Origin of the sequence: Psychrobacter glaciei (genome assembly GCF_014652895.1) — a bacterium.
Lineage (GTDB): Bacteria > Pseudomonadota > Gammaproteobacteria > Pseudomonadales > Moraxellaceae > Psychrobacter > Psychrobacter glaciei.
Map to the genome: position 1 here is coordinate 34,759 of NZ_BMZR01000002.1, position 22,383 is coordinate 57,141.

General features: G+C 43.1%; 19 protein-coding genes. 6 read left to right on the forward strand and 13 right to left on the reverse strand.

All coding sequences use genetic code 11. The annotated features are described in order from the left end of the window. Positions 1–72: 72 nt before the first annotated feature. Both IE130_RS04945 and IE130_RS04950 read right to left on the reverse strand, forming a co-directional pair. Positions 73–738, reverse strand: coding sequence for a DUF1294 domain-containing protein (locus tag IE130_RS04945; RefSeq protein WP_227676136.1), 666 nt, complete (start codon positions 736–738; stop codon positions 73–75). A gap of 152 nt (positions 739–890) precedes the next feature. Then, a complete protein-coding gene (locus IE130_RS04950) occupies positions 891–1,208 on the reverse strand; it encodes a hypothetical protein (protein WP_010201751.1) in 318 nt (105 codons plus the stop codon). Between the two features lie 335 nt (positions 1,209–1,543). Between IE130_RS04950 and IE130_RS04955 the strand changes: the two genes are divergently transcribed. Both IE130_RS04955 and IE130_RS04960 read left to right on the forward strand, forming a co-directional pair. Then, a complete protein-coding gene (locus IE130_RS04955) occupies positions 1,544–2,041 on the forward strand; it encodes an FKBP-type peptidyl-prolyl cis-trans isomerase (RefSeq protein WP_189582654.1) in 498 nt (165 codons plus the stop codon). Positions 2,042–2,089: 48 nt separating this feature from the next. After that, the gene (locus tag IE130_RS04960; RefSeq protein WP_189582657.1) at positions 2,090–3,130 is read left to right on the forward strand and encodes an aldo/keto reductase; all 1,041 of its coding nucleotides are present in this window, start codon (positions 2,090–2,092) and stop codon (positions 3,128–3,130) included. 134 nt (positions 3,131–3,264) lie between these two features. On the opposite strand, the gene IE130_RS04965 is transcribed toward IE130_RS04960, so the two are convergent. Next, the gene (locus IE130_RS04965; RefSeq protein ID WP_189582659.1) at positions 3,265–4,065 is read right to left on the reverse strand and encodes a lysophospholipid acyltransferase family protein; all 801 of its coding nucleotides are present in this window, start codon (positions 4,063–4,065) and stop codon (positions 3,265–3,267) included. 323 nt (positions 4,066–4,388) lie between these two features. Here IE130_RS04965 and hflX point away from each other — a divergent pair, with 323 nt between their 5' ends. The 4 genes from hflX to IE130_RS04985 all read left to right on the forward strand — a co-directional run bounded on the left by hflX (position 4,389) and on the right by IE130_RS04985 (position 8,686). Continuing rightward, positions 4,389–5,894, forward strand: coding sequence for a ribosome rescue GTPase HflX (gene hflX / locus IE130_RS04970; protein WP_189582663.1), 1,506 nt, complete (start codon positions 4,389–4,391; stop codon positions 5,892–5,894). 428 nt (positions 5,895–6,322) lie between these two features. Beyond that, entirely contained in the window at positions 6,323–6,751 is a 429-nt protein-coding gene (locus tag IE130_RS04975) for a CidA/LrgA family protein (protein WP_189582666.1), read from the forward strand. A gap of 22 nt (positions 6,752–6,773) precedes the next feature. Continuing rightward, positions 6,774–7,463, forward strand: coding sequence for an LrgB family protein (locus IE130_RS04980; protein WP_010201757.1), 690 nt, complete (start codon positions 6,774–6,776; stop codon positions 7,461–7,463). 407 nt (positions 7,464–7,870) lie between these two features. Further along, positions 7,871–8,686 (forward strand): lytic transglycosylase domain-containing protein, encoded by an 816-nt coding sequence (locus tag IE130_RS04985; protein WP_189582669.1) that lies wholly within the window; start codon positions 7,871–7,873, stop codon positions 8,684–8,686. A 147-nt stretch (positions 8,687–8,833) separates the two neighbouring features. Here the strand turns inward: IE130_RS04985 and tsf are convergent, their stop codons facing one another. From tsf to IE130_RS05035, 10 genes are all read right to left on the reverse strand, one after another. Next, positions 8,834–9,718, reverse strand: coding sequence for a translation elongation factor Ts (gene tsf, locus IE130_RS04990; protein ID WP_010201759.1), 885 nt, complete (start codon positions 9,716–9,718; stop codon positions 8,834–8,836). A 403-nt stretch (positions 9,719–10,121) separates the two neighbouring features. Continuing rightward, a complete protein-coding gene (gene rpsB, locus IE130_RS04995) occupies positions 10,122–10,925 on the reverse strand; it encodes a 30S ribosomal protein S2 (RefSeq protein ID WP_010201760.1) in 804 nt (267 codons plus the stop codon). 449 nt (positions 10,926–11,374) lie between these two features. Next, positions 11,375–11,824 carry a chemotaxis protein CheX gene (locus tag IE130_RS05000; protein ID WP_189582673.1) on the reverse strand — a complete coding sequence of 150 codons (450 nt, stop codon included), beginning with the start codon at positions 11,822–11,824 and terminating at the stop codon, positions 11,375–11,377. Positions 11,825–11,872: 48 nt separating this feature from the next. Continuing rightward, the gene (locus IE130_RS05005) at positions 11,873–12,322 is read right to left on the reverse strand and encodes a chemotaxis protein CheX (RefSeq protein ID WP_189582676.1); all 450 of its coding nucleotides are present in this window, start codon (positions 12,320–12,322) and stop codon (positions 11,873–11,875) included. Between the two features lie 30 nt (positions 12,323–12,352). Continuing rightward, the gene (locus tag IE130_RS05010) at positions 12,353–12,715 is read right to left on the reverse strand and encodes a response regulator (protein WP_189582679.1); all 363 of its coding nucleotides are present in this window, start codon (positions 12,713–12,715) and stop codon (positions 12,353–12,355) included. Positions 12,716–12,735: 20 nt separating this feature from the next. Beyond that, on the reverse strand, positions 12,736–14,967 hold the full coding sequence (locus IE130_RS05015) for an ATP-binding protein (RefSeq protein ID WP_189582682.1): 2,232 nt from the start codon (positions 14,965–14,967) through the stop codon (positions 12,736–12,738). A 13-nt stretch (positions 14,968–14,980) separates the two neighbouring features. Continuing rightward, a complete protein-coding gene (locus tag IE130_RS05020; protein ID WP_189582685.1) occupies positions 14,981–15,856 on the reverse strand; it encodes a substrate-binding periplasmic protein in 876 nt (291 codons plus the stop codon). A gap of 421 nt (positions 15,857–16,277) precedes the next feature. Then, a complete protein-coding gene (locus IE130_RS05025; RefSeq protein ID WP_189582687.1) occupies positions 16,278–17,537 on the reverse strand; it encodes a multidrug effflux MFS transporter in 1,260 nt (419 codons plus the stop codon). A gap of 244 nt (positions 17,538–17,781) precedes the next feature. Next, positions 17,782–18,594, reverse strand: a complete 813-nt coding sequence (locus tag IE130_RS05030) for a crotonase/enoyl-CoA hydratase family protein (RefSeq protein ID WP_010201768.1) — start codon at positions 18,592–18,594, stop codon at positions 17,782–17,784. A gap of 166 nt (positions 18,595–18,760) precedes the next feature. Beyond that, entirely contained in the window at positions 18,761–22,336 is a 3,576-nt protein-coding gene (locus IE130_RS05035; protein WP_189582690.1) for an ATP-binding protein, read from the reverse strand. Between the last annotated feature and the right edge of the window lie 47 nt (positions 22,337–22,383).

Here is a 22,383-nt window from a genome sequence, read left to right on the forward strand (position 1 = left end):
ATAGTTTTTAGATTTACAAGGTGGGTTACGAATAAGTAACCCACCTTTTTTGTTGTTTGTTAGCCATCTTTTTTAGATCAGAGAATCAAGCAATTCTTTCAAAGTTTCTAAACCACCACCTGCCAATAAAAACAATAACCCTGCCATGTTAATCACCACGGTCAAATAATACGCCATGCGAAACTCAGGTTTTTGTGATTTATGCCGCAAGTAAGTCTGTGCGACCATTGCTCCTACCCAACCACCCAATGCACTGAGTAGATGCAAAGTAGACTCAGGCGTGCGCCAATCACCACTTTGCGCAGCGGCTTTGTCTTTGGCATACATCATATAAGTAATCAAACCCAAAGCTACATACCAACCCACGACCAACCAGCTTAGCTTATTCATGGCCGCTAATAAGATTAATACCCCATAAAATCCCACACCAAGGAACAAGCGTTTTTTCTGTCCTGCTTCAAATTCCGCTTGATGACTACGCTTTACATTACGATGACGGATTTGCTGATTTTTTTGTGCCATTTTCTGTTGCACAAAGCTCAGCTCTTGCACATCTTTTGCCTGCATCCGTCCTTGGCTATCTTGCCCCAGCGTAAAGACGACTTGCTCACCCAATTCAGGGCGACGGCGCGCTTTAAATTCATTGATATGAAAGAATACTGAATCACCCTGCTCAGTGTCGATAAAGCCAAAGCCTTTATCATCTTGCCACTTTTTAATGTGGCCTTGCTGTCTCACGCTTATCTGCTTAGTTCTCATGACTATATATTTTTGACCTTAATGATTATTTACAACTATTATATAACTTTTTCGAACTCATAAAAAAAGCTAAGAGCTTTACTCTTAGCTTTTTAACATCCATAAAAATGCATTAATACGATGTTAAAATACTAACGGCATTTTTTCTGCTCATAGAGTCTAGTCAAGTTTTCGCGGCGTTCTTTAGCTGCTTCAATGGCCTCTTCTGTATTAGAATAAGTTCCAATCAATGCTGGCCAAAACAATACGGCAGCAGCTACATTTTTACCAGTCACTTTACGCTCAGCACGCGCTTCTTTTTCAAACTGTTCAGCTTCTTCAATTTCGCTAAGAATTTGTTGGCATGATAAATTAACATCACTTACTTTCTTAGTCTGTACGACATGTGGAGTCGCACAACCTTGTGCTAATAATGCAAATACACCAATCACTAAAATAGCTTTTTTCATAATCTTCTCAGAAGTTGTCTAACTTACAATTATTAATAGATAAGTTACGTTGCTTAAATTAAGTTTACATTTATATACATTAAGAAAGATAATGTCAACTTAATTTCACTCCTGAAAGGATCTAATTATCTATATTTTTTTGTTGTGGTACTAAATCATTGTATTTATTAATTTTTTAGAAAGATATATCTAGTAGATTTATCTAAATATTAGTAATATCTGATAAAGATCTTCTAGGACATATCTATCACCTCAAGGTCTCTAGTATATGGGCTATGCTAAACTCTCTATTATGATTAACCCTCTAAATCCTATTTAATAAAAGAAACATGACTATGACCGACTCACAATTTATCAACCCCAATGAAGACACGCGCATCACTTTTGGCAGTCTCGTAAAGCTGCATTTTGAAGTATCATTAGAAAACGGTACGATGATTGACTCTACCTTTAGCCGCGATGCGCCTGTGACGCTAACCATTGGTGACGAGAGCTTACTACCGGGTTTTGAGCAAGTATTAATGAACCTGCGTGCGGGTGACACACGCTCTGCCCACCTTGATCCAGAGCAAGCATTTGGTGATTGGAATCCTGACAATATTCAGCATTTTAGCCGCCCTCAGTTCGCGCTGGTCGCTGATAATCCAGAAATTGGTATGATGATAGAATTTGAAGATAAAGGCAAAAATACCCTACCCGGTACCATCAGTGCCATCGATGATGACCAAGTCGAAGTGGACTTCAATCATCCACTCGCTGGGCAAGCTGTATTGTTTAAAGTAAAAATCTTTAAAGTAACACCGCCCGGTGTAACGGGCATAAAGCTCATGTAAAACAATTCATTTAAAAATACTCTGTTGAATGAACGATAAGGATAAAAAATGCAATATCAAAAACTGCCACAAATTAATGAAGACGTTTCCAAAATCTGTCTAGGTACGATGACCTGGGGACAACAGAATGATGAGACCCAAGCGCATGAGCAGATGGACATGGCGCTAAGCGAAGGGGTGAACTTTTGGGATACGGCAGAAATGTATCCATCGCCGCCGGACAAAGACAAGCAGGGCGATACCGAACGCTTTATGGGCACATGGTTTAGCAAAACCAAACAGCGTGACAAAGTTATTCTTGCCAGCAAAATGTCACCGATGGATTTTTTACGCGACGGGCAAACACGCTTTAATGCTGAGCAAATCAGCAGCGCCATTGATGGCAATCTTGAGCGTTTGCAAACCGACTATATTGATATTTATCAACTGCACTGGCCTGAACGCCAAGCGAATTTCTTCGGTCAGCGCGGTTATACTGAAGAGATGGCAGCGCAGTCACTAGACGATTTAACGCCTTTTTTAGAGACCATTCAAGCGTTAAATGATGAGATCAAAAAAGGCCGTATTCGTGCTTATGGGCTATCGAATGATACTGCGTGGGGTCTGATGCGCTACCTATGGGAAGCAGATAAAAACGGCTTGATTGCCCCCATCACTGTGCAAAATCCCTATAGCCTGCTGAACCGCTTATATGAAGTCAACATGGCAGAGATTGCACATCGTGAAAACGTGGGTCTGCTTGCTTATTCACCGCTTGGTTTTGGTGTGTTATCTGGTAAATATCTCGATGGCAAACGTCCGACTGGCGCACGTCTGACTATGTACGACCGTTTTGGGCGCTACGTAAACGAACAAGCCAAATCAGCCACTGAGCAATATGCCAAGATAGCCGCTGATGCAGGTTTGGACATGGCACAGATGTCATTGGCTTTCGTCAACTCTCGTCACTTTGTCACCAGCAATATCATTGGGGCAACGACTACCGAGCAGCTCAAATCCAACATTGATAGTGTTAATGTCGAGCTGACAGCAGACGTATTGGAAGCAATTGAAGCCGTACATACACAACAGCCTAATCCATCACCATAATCTGCCATCTATCAGAGCGTAGTGGATTAAATTAAGTAGGCTCTATTGAAGCTCCCACCAAAAAGGGCGCAAATCGCTAGCATTATCACTGCGATTTGCGCCCTTTTTTTGACTATTACTTCAATTGCAAATATTTAGTCTTTAGCTGGTACGTTAAGTACTCTTGAATGTAGTTCAGCCAACCCCTCTTGCATACGTGACTGCAATACATTGGTCAGCTCGCTTTTGCTACAGCCTGCTGGATCTATCGGCGCTAATGGCAATACATAAGCGGTTACGTCTTTGCTATCAAGCACTTTTTTCATGCTGTCCTTCATCGTCAGCTTGCCATAATATGGCAGTGCTTCGCTTAATGTACCGTCTTTATTGACATAAGCGATAACGATGGGGCGAACCGGAACGTCTGCTTCTATCGCTGCTTGTAGCAATGTCCCATGAATACGTTTGATTTTTTTACCATCGGTAGTCGTCGCTTCTGGGAAAAATATCACCGAAAATCCTTTTGCTAAAAAGCTAGCAATCTGCGCTGCCACCGAGCCTGCATCACCGGAACCACGCTCAATAAATACCGTACCTGCCGCATGAGCCAGCTTGCCAAATACTGGCCACTCACCGATTTCGGCTTTGGATAAGAAAAAGGCAGGACTCACCGTGCCCACGACCGGAATATCCATCCATGACACATGATTGGATACCCATAGACCATGATGCTGTTGCACTGGCTCAACTTCAACGACCTTGACCCCAAAGGAGCCTGCCATCTTACGACAAAATACTTGAATGTAGCGTGGCAGTTTTTCGCGTGGTGGCTGCTTAAATGCGCCAATACGCTGAGCAGCCCTAAGACCACCAGCGATCGTCGTGGTCATTCCCGCGATTTGTTTACCGCGACCCCATTGTTGTTTGAGTGAAAAGCCTGACTTAGCTTGGCTCATCTTCGTCCCTCATGATTGAATGTTTGGTTTTTAGATAGTTAAAAAAACGAGCTAAGTATAACAAAGTTCTGTCACTCAGTGATAGCTTGTTCACTCAGTGAGTGTTTACTTTTATACAAATGGGTAATGAAGCAGATTTATAGAAAATCAGCCACCATAAATGCTGTAACATAAAATCATCGCTAATTATGCCAATACGCTTTAATATCAAGTGATAAGACCACATATAGACAACCATCTGAACGTTATATCAAAGCTTACTGAATCAAAGCTTACTAAATTGATAATAGCGATTTATTTACTTTATTAATAGGTGATACTCTTTGGATTATTTTGAAAGACATGAAGGTGGCGAACGCGCCATTATAGTACATTTAGACATCCGCCAAATTCAAGATCCTGACGATCTAGGTGAATTTGAGCTATTAGCAGACTCAGCAGGGGCTGATCGTTTGGCGTTGGTCACAGGCTCACGCCAAAGACCCGATGCCAAATACTTCGTCGGTAGCGGCAAAGCAGCAGAAATAGCAGAATTGGTGCGCGAGCATGACGCTGATATCGTCCTTTTTAACCACAGCTTATCGCCATCTCAAGAGCGTAATATCGAAGCCTTGGTGCAATGTCGCGTACTGGATCGTACTGGTCTGATTTTGGACATTTTTGCACAGCGTGCGCGTACCTATGAAGGTAAGCTACAAGTAGAGCTGGCGCAGCTAAACCATTTATCGACACGTTTGGTACGTGGTTGGACGCATTTGGAACGTCAAAAAGGTGGTATCGGTCTGCGCGGACCCGGTGAAACCCAACTTGAGACCGATCGTCGCTTATTACAGACTCGTGTGAATCAGCTAAAAAGCAAACTGGAAAAAGTGCGCCAAACACGCGCTCAAGGTCGAGCACGTCGGCAAAAATCAGACGTGCCGACTATTTCACTCGTCGGTTATACCAATGCGGGTAAATCCACATTGTTTAATCGCTTAGTCGATGAAAACATCTATGCGGCGGATAAATTATTTGCCACGCTCGATCCGACTTTGCGCCGTCTAGACTGGCAGGGTGTTGGGCGCGTGGTCTTGGTCGACACGGTTGGTTTCGTCCGTCATCTACCGCATGAGCTAGTCGAGTCTTTTCATGCAACGTTAGAAGAGACATTAGAGGCAGATTTATTGCTACACGTCATCGACTCTTCTAGTGAAGATATGCACGAGCAAATTCAAGCAGTCAAAGATGTACTGGCAGAGATTGACAATGATGTGCCGGTACTCAATGTCTACAATAAGATTGATTTGACGGATGAGCCCGCCCATATCGGTTATGCTAGCGAAGGTCAACCTAACCGCGTCTATGTTTCCTCTAGAGAGAACCTAGGCATGGAAGGGTTGTCACTTGCTGTGCAACAGCTACTGACTGGTGCTTTAACAACCTTTGATTTAACCCTTCCTTATAATGCAGGTCAATTCAAAAGCACCTTGTATGAGCTGGGCGTCATTTTAGAAGAAAGCTACGATGATACAGGTCATGAATGCTTGACCATTCGTTTGCCAAGTGACAGACTCAGACAGCTCCTTGGTCAAGCCGACTTGAATCCTCTAGATGTATTGCCATTAGCACAAGCCACGCTACTGATGCCAGTCCTTGAAGAGTTCGAGCAGCCTGATGAAGATGAAGACGAAGACCAACTTATGACGAAAGCAGAAGAACAAGCTTTTGATGATTTTGATGCCCTTAACTCTGAGACGTTGAGCTCTGAGACATTGCACTCAGAAACATTGCACTCAGAAACATTGCACTCAGAAACATTGCACTCAGAGACATCAGAAGAAAAATAAGCGTAAAATTTGGGTGTATAGATTTGATTTGGATTTACAAATTCAAATAGCGTCTTCCCAAAACGCTTGGCTTCTCAATTAATAGGCCTTTTCATCAGTGGTTTCTTAACATAGAGTGTTAAATGATAAATGGACGGTATCAACGATATCGTCTATTTTTTTGACCTCCATTTTTTCACCATCATGTGTGACTAGATTTTTCGACTAAAAACTTAGAAGATCAATAACCAGTCCTAGCGTTTTAGAGGCTTTATTAGTTGGTTTGCTCTCTATATAATCAACTTTTATATATTTAACCCATTTAGACGTTATCGATTACATTGAAACCATAACCGAGCAAAGACATCCCTTTTTGCTATGCTCTTGGCGCTACTGCCTACTCGATTTTATGAACACACTCTCTATCTCTGACTTGGCCAGCACTGCTTATGAATTCCACTCACTCCTCGCGTATGCCCCTATGGATGGCCGTCATCCTAACGTTGGTCATGATCATTTTTGTCCGTGAATCTGCCGTTATCATCTGTCAGTGGGCGGGTATCGAAAAAGCCGCCAATATCGTCGGTTTAATCGCGATGTTCTTTATCTTGATGGCATGGCGTTTACTTAAAGGCCTGCCCAGTTGGCTTACCCAAGCCAGTAATGTCTTATTGGTCGATAGTGGCTTTGCTTTTTTGCCCGTGTCAGCTGGTGCAGGCTTGCTATTATTCGCCTTAGGTGATGAGCTGTGGGGCGTGATGCTGACCATGCTAATCAGTACGCTCATACCACTATGGGGACTGGCTATTCTTGCCAACCACTGGCTAAGCGATAGCGCAAATACCAATACTACTCATAAGCAAAAACAGCAGCCTTGAGCTGTTTGACCAAGGAAATGTAATGACTTTTGACAGCGTATTGATGGCGACCCTCGCAGCGATATTATTAACCTTGACAGCACATGTCATTGCCCGCGTCTTGGCTCGTAAGCTATCGTGGTTGCCAATGGTGATTACCGCGTTGATCCTTGTTCTTTTATTCTTGTTTATACTGCAATGGGATTACAATAATTATTATAGCGTTGCCAAACCCGTATTTGACCATCTATTAGGCTATGTCACTGTACTTTTAGCCGTGCCACTCGCGGCAATGAACTTCAAGGGTTTACCAGTTAAAAAGCTGACTTTGATCGTAGCCATGGCCAGCGTCATTGGTGCATTACTACCTATGTCATTGGCTTATCTATTTTCCTTAAGCCACGACACGATACTCGCCTTTGCCACCCGTTCAGTGACCACACCCATTGGCTTGAGCATCGCCGATTTGATTAAAGCGCCACTGGCCATGGCCAACTTGATTATTATTGTCTCAGGTATAATCGGTGGCACTTTAGCGCGATTTTTGTTTCGCGGTATCGATGATGATCGTGCCAAAGGTTTGGCACTTGGCTTGGCAGCCCATGCTTTCGGCACAGTAGAAGCTTGGCAAATCAGTCACACTGCTGGTCGTTATGCTGCCTTTGGTCTGGCGGTCAATGGTTTGGTCACTGCCGTGTGGGTGCCTATTTTTATCAGTGCGTTTTCCATTTAATAGCGTTTAAAAAACCCATCATTATCTTAAATAACTTTTCGTCTTTATTGAAAATTTACCGTCGCAGTGAGCATATTGAGGCGTTTGTATCAGCTTAAAAACACTGAAGCAGACATGTAATCGATGTGCTTAAAAGCCTTAGTCTGTTGATTTTTTTACAAATTAAAGGCGGCTTTTGTGCTTTGTTCTGCTAATCCTATGCGCTAAAAAGTTATTATATGTTATAGTAAGCAACTATTATTTTTTGTATCTATCGCAAGTGGTTTCTTGTTAAGCGTGACCATTGCTAGGTAGCTATCTTCAATGTAGCTGTAAAATCCAGCAAACACGGTAACCGCTTTAACGCGCAACATGACGCGCCTATAGGCAAAACAATTTGCTATTATTCGATAAAAAGTGATATCTCTATGATAAGTACCTCCCCTTTGATTACCCGCTGTTTGTCTCCGCTTTTACTCAGCACCATTGCTAGTACACTTGCCCTCTCAACGCTTTCGATGACTGCTCACGCAGGCAATATGTATATCTATAAAGACAAAGGTGGACAAGTACTGCTCACCAATGTCAATCCTAGCGGCAACTTTGATAAATTCACCAAAAAAGTAAAGGTGACTTACTACAAAGACTCTAAGATGTATGATGGCAGTAATAGCAGCGGTAGTGATTATGGTAGTAGCACAGCAAGTAGTAGCGGTAGTCGCAACGCTTATGACAGTTATATTCGCGCTTCTGCCGAGCGTAATGGTGTAGATCCTGCACTCATGAAAGCCATGATGCATACGGAATCCGCATTCAATCCCAACGCGCGCTCGCCTGTAGGTGCTCAAGGCCTGATGCAGCTAATGCCAGCCACTGCCCGCCGCTTCAAAGTGAGCAACCCTTGGAATCCTGCTGACAATATCGAAGGGTCTGCTAAATATATCGCTTGGTTGATGCGTCGCTTTAACAACAACGTCGAGCATGCGGTGGCCGGTTATAATGCTGGTGAAGGTAACGTTGATAAATATGGTGGCATCCCACCGTTTAAAGAAACCCGCAACTACGTCAAAAGCGTGATGAGCCGCTATCACAGCTTATATAAAAATGACTCAGGTCTGTCTGGTAGTAGCATGAGCGCCAGCAATACCACTGCTAGTAATGGCCTACAAAACGTCAGCTATGGCACTAGCAGCAATACCAATAGCGCCAGTTATGCCAATTCAGCGTATGCGGCATTACGTTAATATAACTGTTAATGATATAACTAAATCAGCAGACACAAAAAAGCCCGTTAATAAATAACGGGCTTTTTTGTGCTTGATTGCTTCTTATGTCAAACAATCTATAAGTACTGAGCAAAAACAAACTCAGTACTTACTGCATTTTAAAACTTACTTATTAGCTAGTGCTTGAGTTGCAGCAACTTCAGCAGCGAAATCTTCTTGCTTCTTCTCAATGCCTTCACCAACTTCTAGACGTTTAAAGCCAAGTACTTTTACGCCTTCAGCTTTCAATACGTCACCAACTTTTTTCTCGTTGTCCATGACGTATGGCTGACGCAATAACGTTACTTCGTCTAGGTACTTACGTAGGCCACCTTCGATCATTTTTTCAACGATGTTGTCAGGCTTGCCAGATTCTTTTGCTTTGGCTTCGATGATGTCTTTTTCGCGCGCTAGTACGTCAGCAGCGACGTCTTCGTCATCTACTGCAACTGGGTTGAACGCAGCGATATGCATGGCAAGGTTTTTGCCAGTGTCTGCACTGCCGCCTTCATAAGATACCACTACGCCGATACGTAGACCATGACGGTATGCAGCAATGTTAGCGCCTTCAAGTACTTCAACACGGCGGATTTGGATATTCTCACCGATTTTTTGTACTAAAGATACACGTGCTTCTTCAACGGTTTGACCATCGCCATAAGGCAATTCAGAGATAGCAGCAACATCAGTCACGTTGTTCTCTAGAGCAATGCTAGCCACTTTTTCTGCAAATGCATTGAAGCTGTCATCTTTTGCAACGAAATCAGTCTGGCAGTTAACTTCTAGCAAGAATGCTTTGTTGTCGCCTTGAGCGATGATGATAGCGCCGTCAGCTGCGATGTTACCCGCTTTTTTAGCGGCTTTGGCTTGACCAGATTTACGTAGGTTATCAATGGCAGTTTCGACATCGCCGTTTGACTCTTCCAACGCTTTCTTACATTCCATCATGCCAAGACCAGTACGGTCACGCAATTCTTTTACCATTTTGGCAGATACTTTTACTTCTGACATAAGAGTTACCTTTTATATTGTTATGTATGGGAGTGCTTAACTTCTATTCAATATTTTCATACTATTTATAGAAACTATCTATAAGTACTATGTTTCATAGGTACTATACTTTATAAGTACTATATTGCTCTTGTAGTGATGATTGCTATTGTGATGAAAGTACTCATCGTTGCTTGTGATAGCAGAAGTCGTTGTGATAACAGATCTTGTGTATCATGAGGGCAACTATAAGCGATAATACTCGCCTATTAACAAACAGTCCATCAACAATAAGGCATGACGAGTAAAACTACATCATGCCTATTGTGAGCTTATACGTATACGCTGTTAATACCTTTATATGGATGCTGAAAGCATAACTATCAATACATCCTTACAAAGGTAAACCTTTTAGGTCAGCTATTTATTCTGCTGGAGTTGCTGCTTCTTCAGTAGCCGCTTCAGCTGGTGCTGCTTCAGTAGCTGCAACAGGTGCTTCTTGCTCAGCTTTGCCGCCTGCTTGAGTCTGTGCGTATTCTTTACCAGCAATGATCGCATCAGCCATAGAAGTTACATACAAAGTCACTGCACGGATAGCATCATCGTTTGCTGGAATGATGTAATCAACGTTATCTGGGTTTGAGTTGGTATCAACGATACCGATAACTGGGATACCTAGATTTTTGGCTTCTTTGATAGCAATCGCTTCATGATCTACGTCTACAACGAAGATTGCATCAGGTAGGCCGCCCATGTCTTTGATACCGCCTAGTGAACGCTCAAGTTTTTCCATATCGCGAGTACGCTCTAACGCTTCACGCTTAGTAAGCTTAGCGAAAGTACCGTCTTCTGCTTGTTTTTCTAGCTCTTTTAGACGGTTGATTGACTGGCGAAGTGTTTTCCAGTTAGTCAACATACCACCTAACCAGCGATGGTCAACGTATGGCATGCCAGCACGGGCAGCTTGTTCACGGATGATACCGCTAGCAGCGCGTTTAGTACCAACGAACAATACTTTGTTTTTCTTAGCAGCTAAGCCGTTTACGTAAGTCAATGCTTCGTTAAACGCTTTTACAGTGTGCTCTAAGTTGATGATGTGAATCTTGTTACGTGCACCAAAGATGTATGGTCCCATTTTTGGGTTCCAAAAACGTGTTTGGTGACCAAAGTGAGCGCCGGCTTGTAATAAGTCGCGCATTTCGATTTTGGTTGGATTCTTTGTAGCCATGTGAAATTCCTAGTGGTTGGGTTATGCCTCCACATCACAAAAACTGCCTATCTAGCGACACGCATCTGCTGAGGGTCAATGCTTATAAATACCACATTAACTTTTTGCAAATTAATCAAGTCGCCAAACACCCAGCAATTTTTTGCCATGATGTGTGTGTCATTGGTTGATGGGTTGGTTTAAAAAATGAGCTATGATTTGAACTTAGCGATAAACACTAAGTTATAAAATAGCTGCGCTGTATTTTATCATAAAAGTACAGCTTACTGCTAGCGCTATTATCATGAGCCGCACAAGCTAAATATCAAATAAATGAACAAGCTATGGGACATATCTTTGGATAAAATTCATAAAAAAAACGACGCTTTAACGTCGTTTTTTCGCTGATTACTATCATTGGATCCACAGACAGCTACGTTCAGTGCCATGCTCAAAGGATCAAACATGCTCTAAGCGATACAAATACCAATCACCGCTTCGTAACCGCGCCAAGTAAATGGCGTGACATAGCTTTGGCGGTCTTTTGGTAAATAAGCGATGCTTGGCGCGCCCTCAATAATCTTGGGCGGTGAGATAATAAAATCTGAGCCAAACTCCGTACGTGCATTACCCGAGATGGTATTGGTCATCTCACCCAACAAGTCTTTCATCATCGTAATCGATGAATCTGGCTCGCCCATCACTTTTATGACTTCTCGCAACATTACGCTTGGCGCGCTCACATAGACGCAGCCTTCGATAGGTCCAGATATTTTAATGATGCCGCTATAATCATAACCAACGGCACTTTTATTACTGTTCAAATATGGCGTATCAATCGCCACTGGCGTATCATCAATCTGCGCAAAGAATGCGCTGATTGAGCTTAAAAAGACGCCTAATTTTTCTACTTTAACCATAATAGTGTATTGTCCATAGCTAACATCGATGATGTGTGGGTGCTTAGTTTAATCTTGCAAACAAACCACAATTTCACCGACTTGACCGCGCCAAGTAACAGGAATGATAAAAGAGCGCTCATCGTGCGGCAACACAATACTTTGCGGTGCGCCTTTAAAAACAAATGGCACAGAGATATGAAACTCTGAACCAAACTCTTTGCGCGCATTACCCGCGATCGTATTGGCAACTTCACCAGCCAAATCGATGTAGTTTTCATCGCTTTTATCCGTTTCACCCATGCTGTCCAATATTGAAGACAGTAAATCACGGGTTGCCGAAAAATACACCACGCCTTTTTGTACCCCTGATATACCAATGACACCGGTATAGTCGTAGACTTTTGGCTGTTGATTTTCCAGCAAATAAGGCGTATCAACGATAAGTGATTCACTACCGAACTGATCAAAATAGTTGGTAATGATATTTAAAAAAATATGTAAATGTTGTTCTTTCATAATGACATCTGCTTAAATCGTTGGCTGAAGTTAGTCTTGCATAAGCTCATGTAAAGCTTCGACAAGCTCTTCTTCTGAAAAAGGCTTACATAAAAATCCACTTGCACCCAACGATAATGCTTCAATACCAGTCGATTTATCAGATAAGGCTGACACCACTAAAATACGAACTTCAGGATCGATCGCAATTATTTTTTCGATACACTCCAGACCGTCCATTTGTGGCATGGTCAAATCCATAGTAATGACATCAGGACGATGCACATTAAACTTCTCAATAGCTTGCACACCGCTGGTCGCTGTAGCCACCAACATAAACTCTCCTGAATCGTACGCACGCTGGATTCGGTTTCGAATAATATTAGAATCATCAACAATCATTAATTTATACATAACGTCTTTCTTATCCTCAATTAAGCTTTAGGCAAGGTAATGGTAAAGCGAGTCATTTTACCAAGCTCACTATTGACGTTGAGCTTACCGTCATACTCTTTTACTTGTGCTTTGATAATATCCAAGCCAACACCGCGACCACCATCTTCATCAGCGTGTTCTTTGGTCGAGAACCCTGACGTAAACAGTTGCTTTAATAGCTCACCCTGACTCATTTGAGCAGTAGCTTCTGCATCAAAGCGACCTTTGGCGATGAGTTTTTGGCGAATGCTGTCGTAATCGATACCCTGTCCGTCATCTTGCAAAGTGATAATGAGATCGCGGCTATCACTCTGTATTTCTAGATCAATAGTACCAACGGCTGGTTTGTCAGCTGACTGACGTACCGCAGGCGTCTCAATACCATGTACCACAGCATTGCGTAATAGCTGAATACTTATTTCTTTGACGACATTTTTAAGATGGGCTGGTATCGCCGTGTGCGCTAACGTCTGACTGCTCAACTGCACTTGCTTACCTTGTCTTGCCGCGATGTCTTGCGCAAAACTTTGATAATAAGACAACTGATCATCATCCGACTCATCACTCAAATCAATATCATTACCACTTGCCACAGGCATGCTCATGGCTGACTGATGCGTTGATTGGTTTTCGCTAGCGGCTGGTGTCTTAATATTTGATGCAGGCGTGGCTGATGATGCTACCGATTGGGTCGCATGAGTATTGTTTGTTGCACTGACACTTTTTGGCGTGGCTTGGTTGATACGCTCACCCAATGTTTCGATGGTATTAGATAGGCTGAGCAAATCATCTAAATGCACTGCTAACGGCAAGAAGTTGTTACCTGATAATTTGCCTTGATTTTGCAACGCATCCAGCTTGTCTTCCGCATCGGATGCAATCTTAGTAAAGCTGTGCAGTTTCAGCGCAGAAGCTTCACCTTTTAAGCTATGCATTTCACGATAGATTGCTTTTAATTTACCTTCGAGCTCAAATTGTGAGCTACCTGGGTTTTTCAAAATGTTATTCATCTTGTCGATGTGCGCTTTGGTATTGGTAATAAATTCGTTAATGATTTTTGGATTGACGTTTAAGATGGTTGTTAACATCTCAATCTGCATGTCATTTTGTGAACGCTCTTTTTCTAGGCGCTGTTCTAAATATACGGCGTCTGAGACGTCATTGACGTTGACGAGAATACGAGCGATGTCTTTATTTTCATAAACCCGCGAAAACTTGAAGTCTAAATAACGACTGTCGGCACCATCTGCTCCGTGAGCATTGTGCAACATGACTTTGTTCAGTGGGTTTAAAGAATCGACCAGCTTTTCTTTCACACGCGGATTATATAGCTGCTCAATGAATTGGCGGGTGGTGTTTAGGTCTTTATCAGAAATACGACCACGCAAGACATTCGTAAAGTTTTCTCCTGCTAGGGTGTCAGCACCGATAATGTTGGTCAGTGCGCGAGAATGCTGCTGACCGATATTCAAATCTTTGTCTAGCAAGAAGAGACCTGTATTCACCGTCTCCATAATTTCTTGGGTTTCACGACGAGCGGCCAAAGCTTCTGCATCGGTATCACGCAGACGACGAACGAAGAAGAAAACGAAAATCAAGAAGTAAGCAAAGATAGCTGCAACACCTAATACCTGAATCAAACGGATAGTGTCGGCTTGGCGCTCAGCGTTGATAAATACCTCATCAGTGAGTTCATCTAACGATTCGTTAATAAACAAACTAGAGGTTTTGGCCTGCTCAACCGCTTGAATCAACTCATCAGAAGAATCAACCATGATGTTATCAGCATCTTTGAGATAGCTTTGAATCTTTGGCTCCAAAAGTTGCCACTGCTCATTGGCGGCAGAAATTTTAGCTTGCGAATTTTCATTAATCTTTGGTAGCGTGTAGTCATTACCATCAAGATCTGTAACCTGTCCACCCTGCCCAATCGCTGCAATTGAGTTGGTAATAAGTGCGGTGTTTTGTTCCAAACGCTCCAAAACTCGTTGAATATGCGGAGAGCTGGTGTCTTCACCATAGCTGCTATCTAAGTCAAATAGATCTTTGATTACCGCTTGGGCGCTATTAGCGACTTGGTTGGTTTGGTCAATTAGAACCGTGTTTCTTTCGAGCAAGCTGGATGTATAAAAAGTAAAGGCCAGCAAAGCACCAATCAATGATAAAAACAGTGCAATTGAAACAATTAGACTGCGATAACGTTTGTTGTCAACATTATGTGTGGTTGCCATCTTTTATAGCCCCTTATTTCGATTGCTCATTGGTAGTAGCGCTTTTAGTAGCTGGCTCAGACGCGCCTAACCACTGCTCATCGATTGCTTTAAACGTGCCTTTTTTCTCAAGCTTAGCAATCCCTTCATTGACGGTATTGATAAGCTTACTATTGCCTTTTGCCATCAGTATGACTTGCTGTGCTGAAGGATTATCCGCGCCTTCATAAGGGACGATGGTGACATCATATTCTGGATGGTTTTTTGCCGTATATTGCAAAATAGGTAGATCATGCAAAATCACATCGACCTTGCCTTGCATTAAGTCTTCATACAGCAAAAAAGCCGTACTTCTAGTGGTCATCTCACTATATTGACCCATCGCATTTAGCTGATCTTCTTGCTTAGAGCCTTCCATCGCCGCAACATGCATACCAGCTAAATCTTCTATGCCTTTGATTTTTGTGTCACTTTTGGCATACATGATTGAAGACGGGTTAAAAAAGTAAGGGTCAGATAAGCCATATTTTTCTGCACGATCATCTTTATAAGAGATACCTGATATCGCTAAATCACGACCGCCTGACGCCACACTGTCGAACATATTTTGCCAAGTTTCTTTGTAAAATTCGACCTTGAACCCCTGCTCTTCACCAAGAGCACGGATAGAATCAATATCAATCCCCTGCATATTGCCGTAGTCATCCTGGAACGAGAATGGAGGCATCGTCCCTGTGGTAGCAACCTTTAAGGTTGGCGCAGTATCAGGCAGTTTACTGACAAACTCGTCTTTACTTTCTGCTGCTATCGCCTTGCCAGTCGAGTTGGCGCTCTCTTGTGTAGAAGAATTACCACATCCGAATAAGCCAACACTTAACACAATCGGTAACATCCGATATATTTGCTTCATATCCCATCCTTAAAGTTTAAGGTTTTTCTAAATTTTAGTGAATAACAATCTAGCAAGGTCGAATAATCATTAAATAATATTTGCTTACAGAAAGTTACTTAGGATGATAATTGAGCAACTCTGTGATTGCAATAATTATGTTTAGAGAATACATACAAATTGTTATATATAGCAAAGGCCGCATATATAATTATTATACATAAGTATATTTATTTACGCTTTATCGTATTTTAAGACCTAATAACGAGCGTTATTTTAATTTTATAAATAACATTTGTTTATTTTAATAAGTAAAAATGTATATACATTTTTTTAGTACAAAGCACACAAAAAAGCACTCACAACGCCTTTGACGTTTGAGTGCTTTTTAGGGAGTAAGTAAGGCATGATTTAATTGATCATTTAATGGCTCATTTGGGACTTATTCGGCATCATCAAGATTTAAATTACGATCTATCTGCCAAATCAAAAAGCAACCGAGACTCATTAAAGAAAACATGGCAATACCGATTTTAAGTACTGGATTGACCGGAAATAGATTCAACAATAAACCGCCAAAAATACCCACGGAGAACATAAGAGAGCCTTGCAATGCACTTGCCATACCTGCGCGGCGTTTTTGGAAGGCTAAAGCAATCGCAGAGGCATTCGGCTGCGTCAAACCAAGACCCGCAATACAAAAGAAAATACAGACCAATACTAGTGGTAGCCAGGCATCAGTACCTAAAAACAGACCTATCACGAATAGCACGCCTGCAGAAATAACCTGCATCATAGCACCAAAACGCAGAATACTCAGGATACGAAAGCGATTGGTGAGCCATTGGTTCAGCTGCGTTAAAGCGACAAAACCAGCCGCATTCATGCCAAAGAGCCAGCCAAAATGGGTCGCCGATACCCCATACGTATCCATGATCAATTCAGAAGCCGAGCTGATATAAACAAACATCGCTCCCATCAACAGACCGCCACCAATCGCAGGATAGCTAAAGGTGCGATCTTTCAGTAAGTCCCAGTATTGACTCAGGACTTCTTTGGCGGGACGCACATTACGGTTTTCTTCAGTCAATGTTTCAAAAAAGAAAAATTTGGTGAGTAATAAGTTGAGCGTGCCAAAAGCGGCTAAAAACCAAAAAATAGAGTGCCATGTAAAAAAACGCAAAAATACTGCACCAAGTGATGGCGCTAATATCGGCGCTAAACCCATCACCAATATCATGATAGAAAAGGCTTTGGCAGTTTGTTTGGCTGTTAGACGATCTCGAATCGCGGCACGGGTAACCACAGCCCCCACGCAAGCCCCCAGTGCCTGAAGGGTGCGTCCCACAAACAATACATATTCATCGTTTGTAGTTGCACAGATGATGGATGCGATGACATACAATGTCATACCTATATATAGAGGTTTGACGCGACCGACACGATCACTAAACGGACCATAAAACAGCTGACCAAACACCAAGCCCAAAAAATACGCTGGCACAGAATTGGCCATAAAGGCAGTGGATACACCAAAGTCATCTGCCATCGATGGTAATGCTGGCAAATACATATCAATAGACAGCGGCCCTACTGCCACTATGAGTCCGAGCATCATGATCCATGCTACAGGCAAATCGGCAGAGCGCACTCGTTCAGAGGCAAGTGGTTTATTGGGCAAAGAAGACTTTGGAGCAGACATAGTGAGACCGTTTTGTATAATGGTTATTATTTTATTATTCAGGCTTTGCGTGTGGCCAGTTTTTATTCAGGATAAAGGTATTCAAAATAAAAAACTGGCAGCAAATCAATAATGCATATTTATGCACAGATACACAAGCAGACAGTGTTATATCTTACTGTCTGCTTGTATTTCAATAGCTCTATGCTATTAATAAAATAAACACTAACAACAAAAACAACCTTTCACGAAGTACCTAAGATTTCTAACGGAATTGGCGCTTGGCAAATGCAGTGCTGGCTTGCTTGGCTTTTCTGAGCGCAAGCTTACGGTTGCGACCTAACATCATCTTTAGCTGCCAGACTTTTTCTTGATATAACGTCAACGCTGATTGTTCGTACATCGCATTGATGACACGTTTACTGGCCAGTACGGCATCTGGTGAGCGCTCTGCAAATTCAGCAGCGAGCTGTTGTGCTTGTGCTAAGGGTGTCTCGCTACAGTGACTGACGAGACCTAACTCTTTGCCTTCGGTTGCATCAATCGTACGGGCACTCATCGCCAGCTCTTTTAAGACATCGACGCGAACCACGCCCAATGCCGACTGAGTCAATCCCATATCAGGCACGAGCCCCCACTTGGCTTCCATAATAGACAAGTTACAATCAGGATGACTGATGCGCACATCACACGCCAGCGCCAGTTGTAACCCTGCACCAATACAATACCCTTCTAGTACCGCAATCACAGGGACAGGCACATCACGCCAAACCAAACAGACACGCTGAAAGAGGCTCTGCCAAGGTTTCATTAACTCCCAAAGTGCAAAGGCTTTATTTTTTGGATGGTTTAAGTCGCTCAAATCGATACCCGCACAAAACGTATCTCCAGCACCATTCAAAATCACCGCACGTATTGTTTTATCTTTGCTAATGCGACCTGCTACTTTAATCAACTCATCTATCATCTGAAAACTCATGGCATTCTTTTTTTCAGGGCGGTTTAAAGTAACGGTTAAAATATGGTCAGTCACACTCACTTGTAACGTTTTATACTGGTACGTGGCAATCGCGTTCATAACAATCCTTATTAATAAATAAAATAAATATGCTGCTAATGATGCCAATATAACAGGGTTATATCTGTCATATCGCATGAATAACTGACTGTCAGGATACCAGCCATCTATCTATCAATAAAAACCAGCCAATTTACAGGCAAAACCCTCTGATATATTATCTGCCTCAAATCATCTTCCACGTCATATCATTTTCACTCAGACGATGATAATTCAGCTGCGCATAAGACGATAAATCCAGCGCTTGTAAGTTATTTAATGCCGTTAATAACGCTTCATAATAGGGCTCAAGCATCGCAAACTGTGCAGGCGTAGTGTGCTGAATATTCAACAAGCTCTTGTCTTCCAAATCTTGGCTGGCCTGACGTAGCTCTGGTACACCAGTATAGCGACTACCGCCTAAGATACGATGGGCAATTTGTGCAAGAGCACTACGGTCACGGGCATCCCACGCTTGAGTGAGGGCGCGCTTTTCCTCATTGATCGTATCGAGCATCATAATTATAAGCTTGGCTGCGAGATCCGGTTTATTCGCTGAGCGAGTCAGCGCATCTTGCCAGTCTAAGATATGGGAGGTGCTCGTATCATTAGCGCTTAGGTCGAGGTTTGTGTGCTCGTCTAACTTATCCTCGGTACTTGCTAGTACCTCAGGGTTGCTGCTGCCTGATATTTGGTACGGAGGGTACAGTAGCGATGCTTGTCTTTGCTGTTGATAGCGCAAGCTTTCATAGCGTGGCTGGCTTTCGCGCAGCGTTCCTTGTCTATAGTCCTCACGAGGCTGGCTGTCCTTTAGATAGTCATCACGGATTTTTTTTAATGATAAAGGTCGGGTTACTTTTTGCTGATTGACAGCTTCGGACACCTGACCATGATAATCGTCATTACCTTTAACCATCGGATAAGCCGGTGCTGCAGTGCCTACATACAAACCTAAAGATTTTTTCACAGCGGTATTCGTTAAGGGGTCACTTTGTACATCAAAACCTTTTGCATCAAAATCTTTAGTAGCGATATCAGTACCAACATCAGTACCGATATTTTGAGTATCAGCATTTTGAGTGCCAATCTCTTGCTCTGGATTGGCTCCAGTCACAGTGGTTAACTGCGGCACTGTCGTTGTGCGTCCTAGCCATTTTTGTAGCACTTGTAACAACTGTGGTTGGCTAATGGGCTTACCCACATAATCGTTAATGCCACTCGCCATGAGCTTGTCGCGCTCGTCAGCCAATCCATGTGCCGTCAACGCAATAATAGGAATACGATTATCAGCATTCTCGATATTACGAATTTGTCGAGCGGCTTCATGCCCTGACATCCGCGGCATTTGTATGTCCATAAATATCAAGTCGATGCTGTTTTTATCTTGATTACTGGTTTTACTCTGAGCATTGGTTGTACTCTGAGTAGTGCTTTTGTCTTCATTATTGTTATCTTCAGAGTATAGGGAACTGTTGGCGGCTTTACCCACTTCGTCGCGCGTTTCCGCTTTTGAAATCTGGGTCTTTTTCGACAAACTTTGCTTATCAGCTTTGGCGGTTTTGATGTTTTTGGTTTGTTGCTTGCTGATAAGCTCTATGGCTTCAAAACCACTATTCGCCGTAATCACCTGAATGCCAAGCTCACTAAGTAAGGCATCGAGCACCAGTAGGTTGGGCAGATGGTCATCAACTGCCAGCACGGTCACGCCTTTCCAGCGCGGCTCTTGCATATTTTTGGGTGCGCTGCGCTTCTGCGTATCAAGCATACCGTAGAGTTGGCGTTTGTCTAACGGCTCATACAATATATTGGCATGATAACGATTTAACAGCGCTTGATCGGCAGCGACCTGATAACCAAACACTGCCAGCTTGCCTTGATAATGCAGACGAATCTGTTTGAGCAGCGCCATCATATCGTCTTGTTTGTCATCATCGACGATGACCCAATCCCAATAATTGCCGCGCTCTTTTAGTGACTCAAGCACGCCTGGCAACGAATTGGCTTGGGTCAGCTTAATCGGTAAGTATTGCAAGCTGGCTTTGAGTACCTGTATCGAAGCAGGATGATTAATCCATACCAACACATTGAACTCATCGGTGGCACTTGCCAGCGGTGCTAACACGGGTAGCGCAATCGTCTGTCCAGTAGCCGCCTCTAGCACATCGACATGGGCTGGCATTCGAAACCAGAACGTCGCGCCTTGATTGGCAATGTTCTCTTGTGCATTATCATAAAAACCAATATCGCCGCCCATCAAACGGGTTAGTTGCTTGGAGATAACCAGACCCAGCCCCGTACCACCATACTGGCGGGTAATTGATGGATCGCCTTGGCTAAAGCTTTGGAACAGCATTTTTTGATCGGCCAAAGAAATGCCTTTACCACTGTCTTGTACGCTAATCATCAAGTAATTGTCGCGATGGTCATCTAAGCTGACACGCACTACCACATCGCCACTGTCTGTGAACTTAATGGCATTGCCCACGATATTGGTCAGTACTTGTTTGAGGCGCAAGGCATCACCATTGACGCGCATCGGCACATCATTATAGAACAGCACCGCCATGCGCAGCCCCTTTTCTGAGGATACCGGTGACAGCATGTCGACCACGTCATAGATGGTGTCATACAGGTCAAACTCATGACGATCGAGCACCAATTTGCCCGCTTCGATTTTAGAAAAGTCCAAGACATCATTGACCAAAGCAAGCAAGTGCGCTGACGATTTTCGTATGGTCTGCACATACAAGTCTTGTTCAGGATTGAGCTCGCCATGACGCGCCAGCAAATTAATAAAGCCGTCAATACTATTTAATGGTGTGCGCAGTTCATGGCTGATATTGGCCAAAAATGCAGATTTGGCTTGGCTGGTTGAGATGGCGGCATCACGTGCATTTCTGATAGAAATATTTTGCATTTCCATCTCATCAAAGGCCAAACGCAAGTCATCTTCGGTTTGCTCAGCATGGTCCTTAAGCTCTTGAAAGCTACCATGCAAACGGCGTAGAGTCCTAATTAAATCCTGTTGTAATAAATTCAGCTCACCAGTTGACTCGACCGAAGCGGGTTGGTATAGATTGTCGACATGGGTACGTTGTAATTGCAGGCGCAACTCATAAATTGGTGCAATCCAACGTTTTGAATAAATATTCAAACTCAGCAACAAGATTAAAATAGTAAACAAGCCAGTAATGACCAGTGCCATGGCGATACGGTAACGGGCGATATAGAGCGGCTCGTTGTCCATGTCAATCATTAACCACAGCTGCTGACCGTCAAAATCACCCAGCATGCTGCCATAGGCGGTACCGATAGGTGTTGGCTTTTGCGATAAAAACTCCCCTGTCGTGGCGATCAGAGGCCACGCTTCATTCGCCCCATAGCCTACCGTCACCAGTACTTGATTGCCCTCGTCAATAATCGCAATACGCTGTACATGCTGCTCAGACTGCATACGCCCAAGCCTATCTTGGAGGCCGCTGAGTGTAACAGCTGATTTTTGCGGTGCCTCACTTGTATTGACATCATCTCTCGCTTGCTGACGCTGCTGCTCTAGTAGTTCGGGAATACGCTCGGCAATCGTGGGTGTATAACGAATAAGCATCGCCTCTGCTAATGCTTCTTGCTCTGAGTTGCTGGCACGCATGGTTTCGTGAAAGACCAAGATACCACCGACCGCTGCTAATAAACAGATCGGCAAAAACACCAATATAATCAGCTGACCATAAGCGCTGCTGGTATCAAAACGTTTCTTGTATGCCATACTGGGGTTACTCTCCACTGATATTTTTGCGATAAATACTCATGCTG

Excerpts from the sequence above, each read along its gene's own strand:
- IE130_RS04950 (WP_010201751.1), bottom strand. The coding sequence starts at position 1,208 with ATGAAAAAAGCTATTTTAGTGATTGGTGTATTTGCATTATTAGCACAA.
- IE130_RS04955 (WP_189582654.1), top strand. The coding sequence starts at position 1,544 with ATGACCGACTCACAATTTATCAACCCCAATGAAGACACGCGCATCACT.
- IE130_RS04960 (WP_189582657.1), top strand. The coding sequence starts at position 2,090 with ATGCAATATCAAAAACTGCCACAAATTAATGAAGACGTTTCCAAAATC.
- IE130_RS04965 (WP_189582659.1), bottom strand. The coding sequence starts at position 4,065 with ATGAGCCAAGCTAAGTCAGGCTTTTCACTCAAACAACAATGGGGTCGC.
- IE130_RS04975 (WP_189582666.1), top strand. The coding sequence starts at position 6,323 with ATGAATTCCACTCACTCCTCGCGTATGCCCCTATGGATGGCCGTCATC.
- IE130_RS04980 (WP_010201757.1), top strand. The coding sequence starts at position 6,774 with ATGACTTTTGACAGCGTATTGATGGCGACCCTCGCAGCGATATTATTA.
- IE130_RS04985 (WP_189582669.1), top strand. The coding sequence starts at position 7,871 with ATGATAAGTACCTCCCCTTTGATTACCCGCTGTTTGTCTCCGCTTTTA.
- tsf (WP_010201759.1), bottom strand. The coding sequence starts at position 9,718 with ATGTCAGAAGTAAAAGTATCTGCCAAAATGGTAAAAGAATTGCGTGAC.
- rpsB (WP_010201760.1), bottom strand. The coding sequence starts at position 10,925 with ATGGCTACAAAGAATCCAACCAAAATCGAAATGCGCGACTTATTACAA.
- IE130_RS05000 (WP_189582673.1), bottom strand. The coding sequence starts at position 11,824 with ATGGTTAAAGTAGAAAAATTAGGCGTCTTTTTAAGCTCAATCAGCGCA.
- IE130_RS05005 (WP_189582676.1), bottom strand. The coding sequence starts at position 12,322 with ATGAAAGAACAACATTTACATATTTTTTTAAATATCATTACCAACTAT.
- IE130_RS05010 (WP_189582679.1), bottom strand. The coding sequence starts at position 12,715 with ATGTATAAATTAATGATTGTTGATGATTCTAATATTATTCGAAACCGA.
- IE130_RS05015 (WP_189582682.1), bottom strand. The coding sequence starts at position 14,967 with ATGGCAACCACACATAATGTTGACAACAAACGTTATCGCAGTCTAATT.
- IE130_RS05020 (WP_189582685.1), bottom strand. The coding sequence starts at position 15,856 with ATGAAGCAAATATATCGGATGTTACCGATTGTGTTAAGTGTTGGCTTA.
- IE130_RS05025 (WP_189582687.1), bottom strand. The coding sequence starts at position 17,537 with ATGTCTGCTCCAAAGTCTTCTTTGCCCAATAAACCACTTGCCTCTGAA.
- IE130_RS05030 (WP_010201768.1), bottom strand. The coding sequence starts at position 18,594 with ATGAACGCGATTGCCACGTACCAGTATAAAACGTTACAAGTGAGTGTG.
- IE130_RS05035 (WP_189582690.1), bottom strand. The coding sequence starts at position 22,336 with ATGGCATACAAGAAACGTTTTGATACCAGCAGCGCTTATGGTCAGCTG.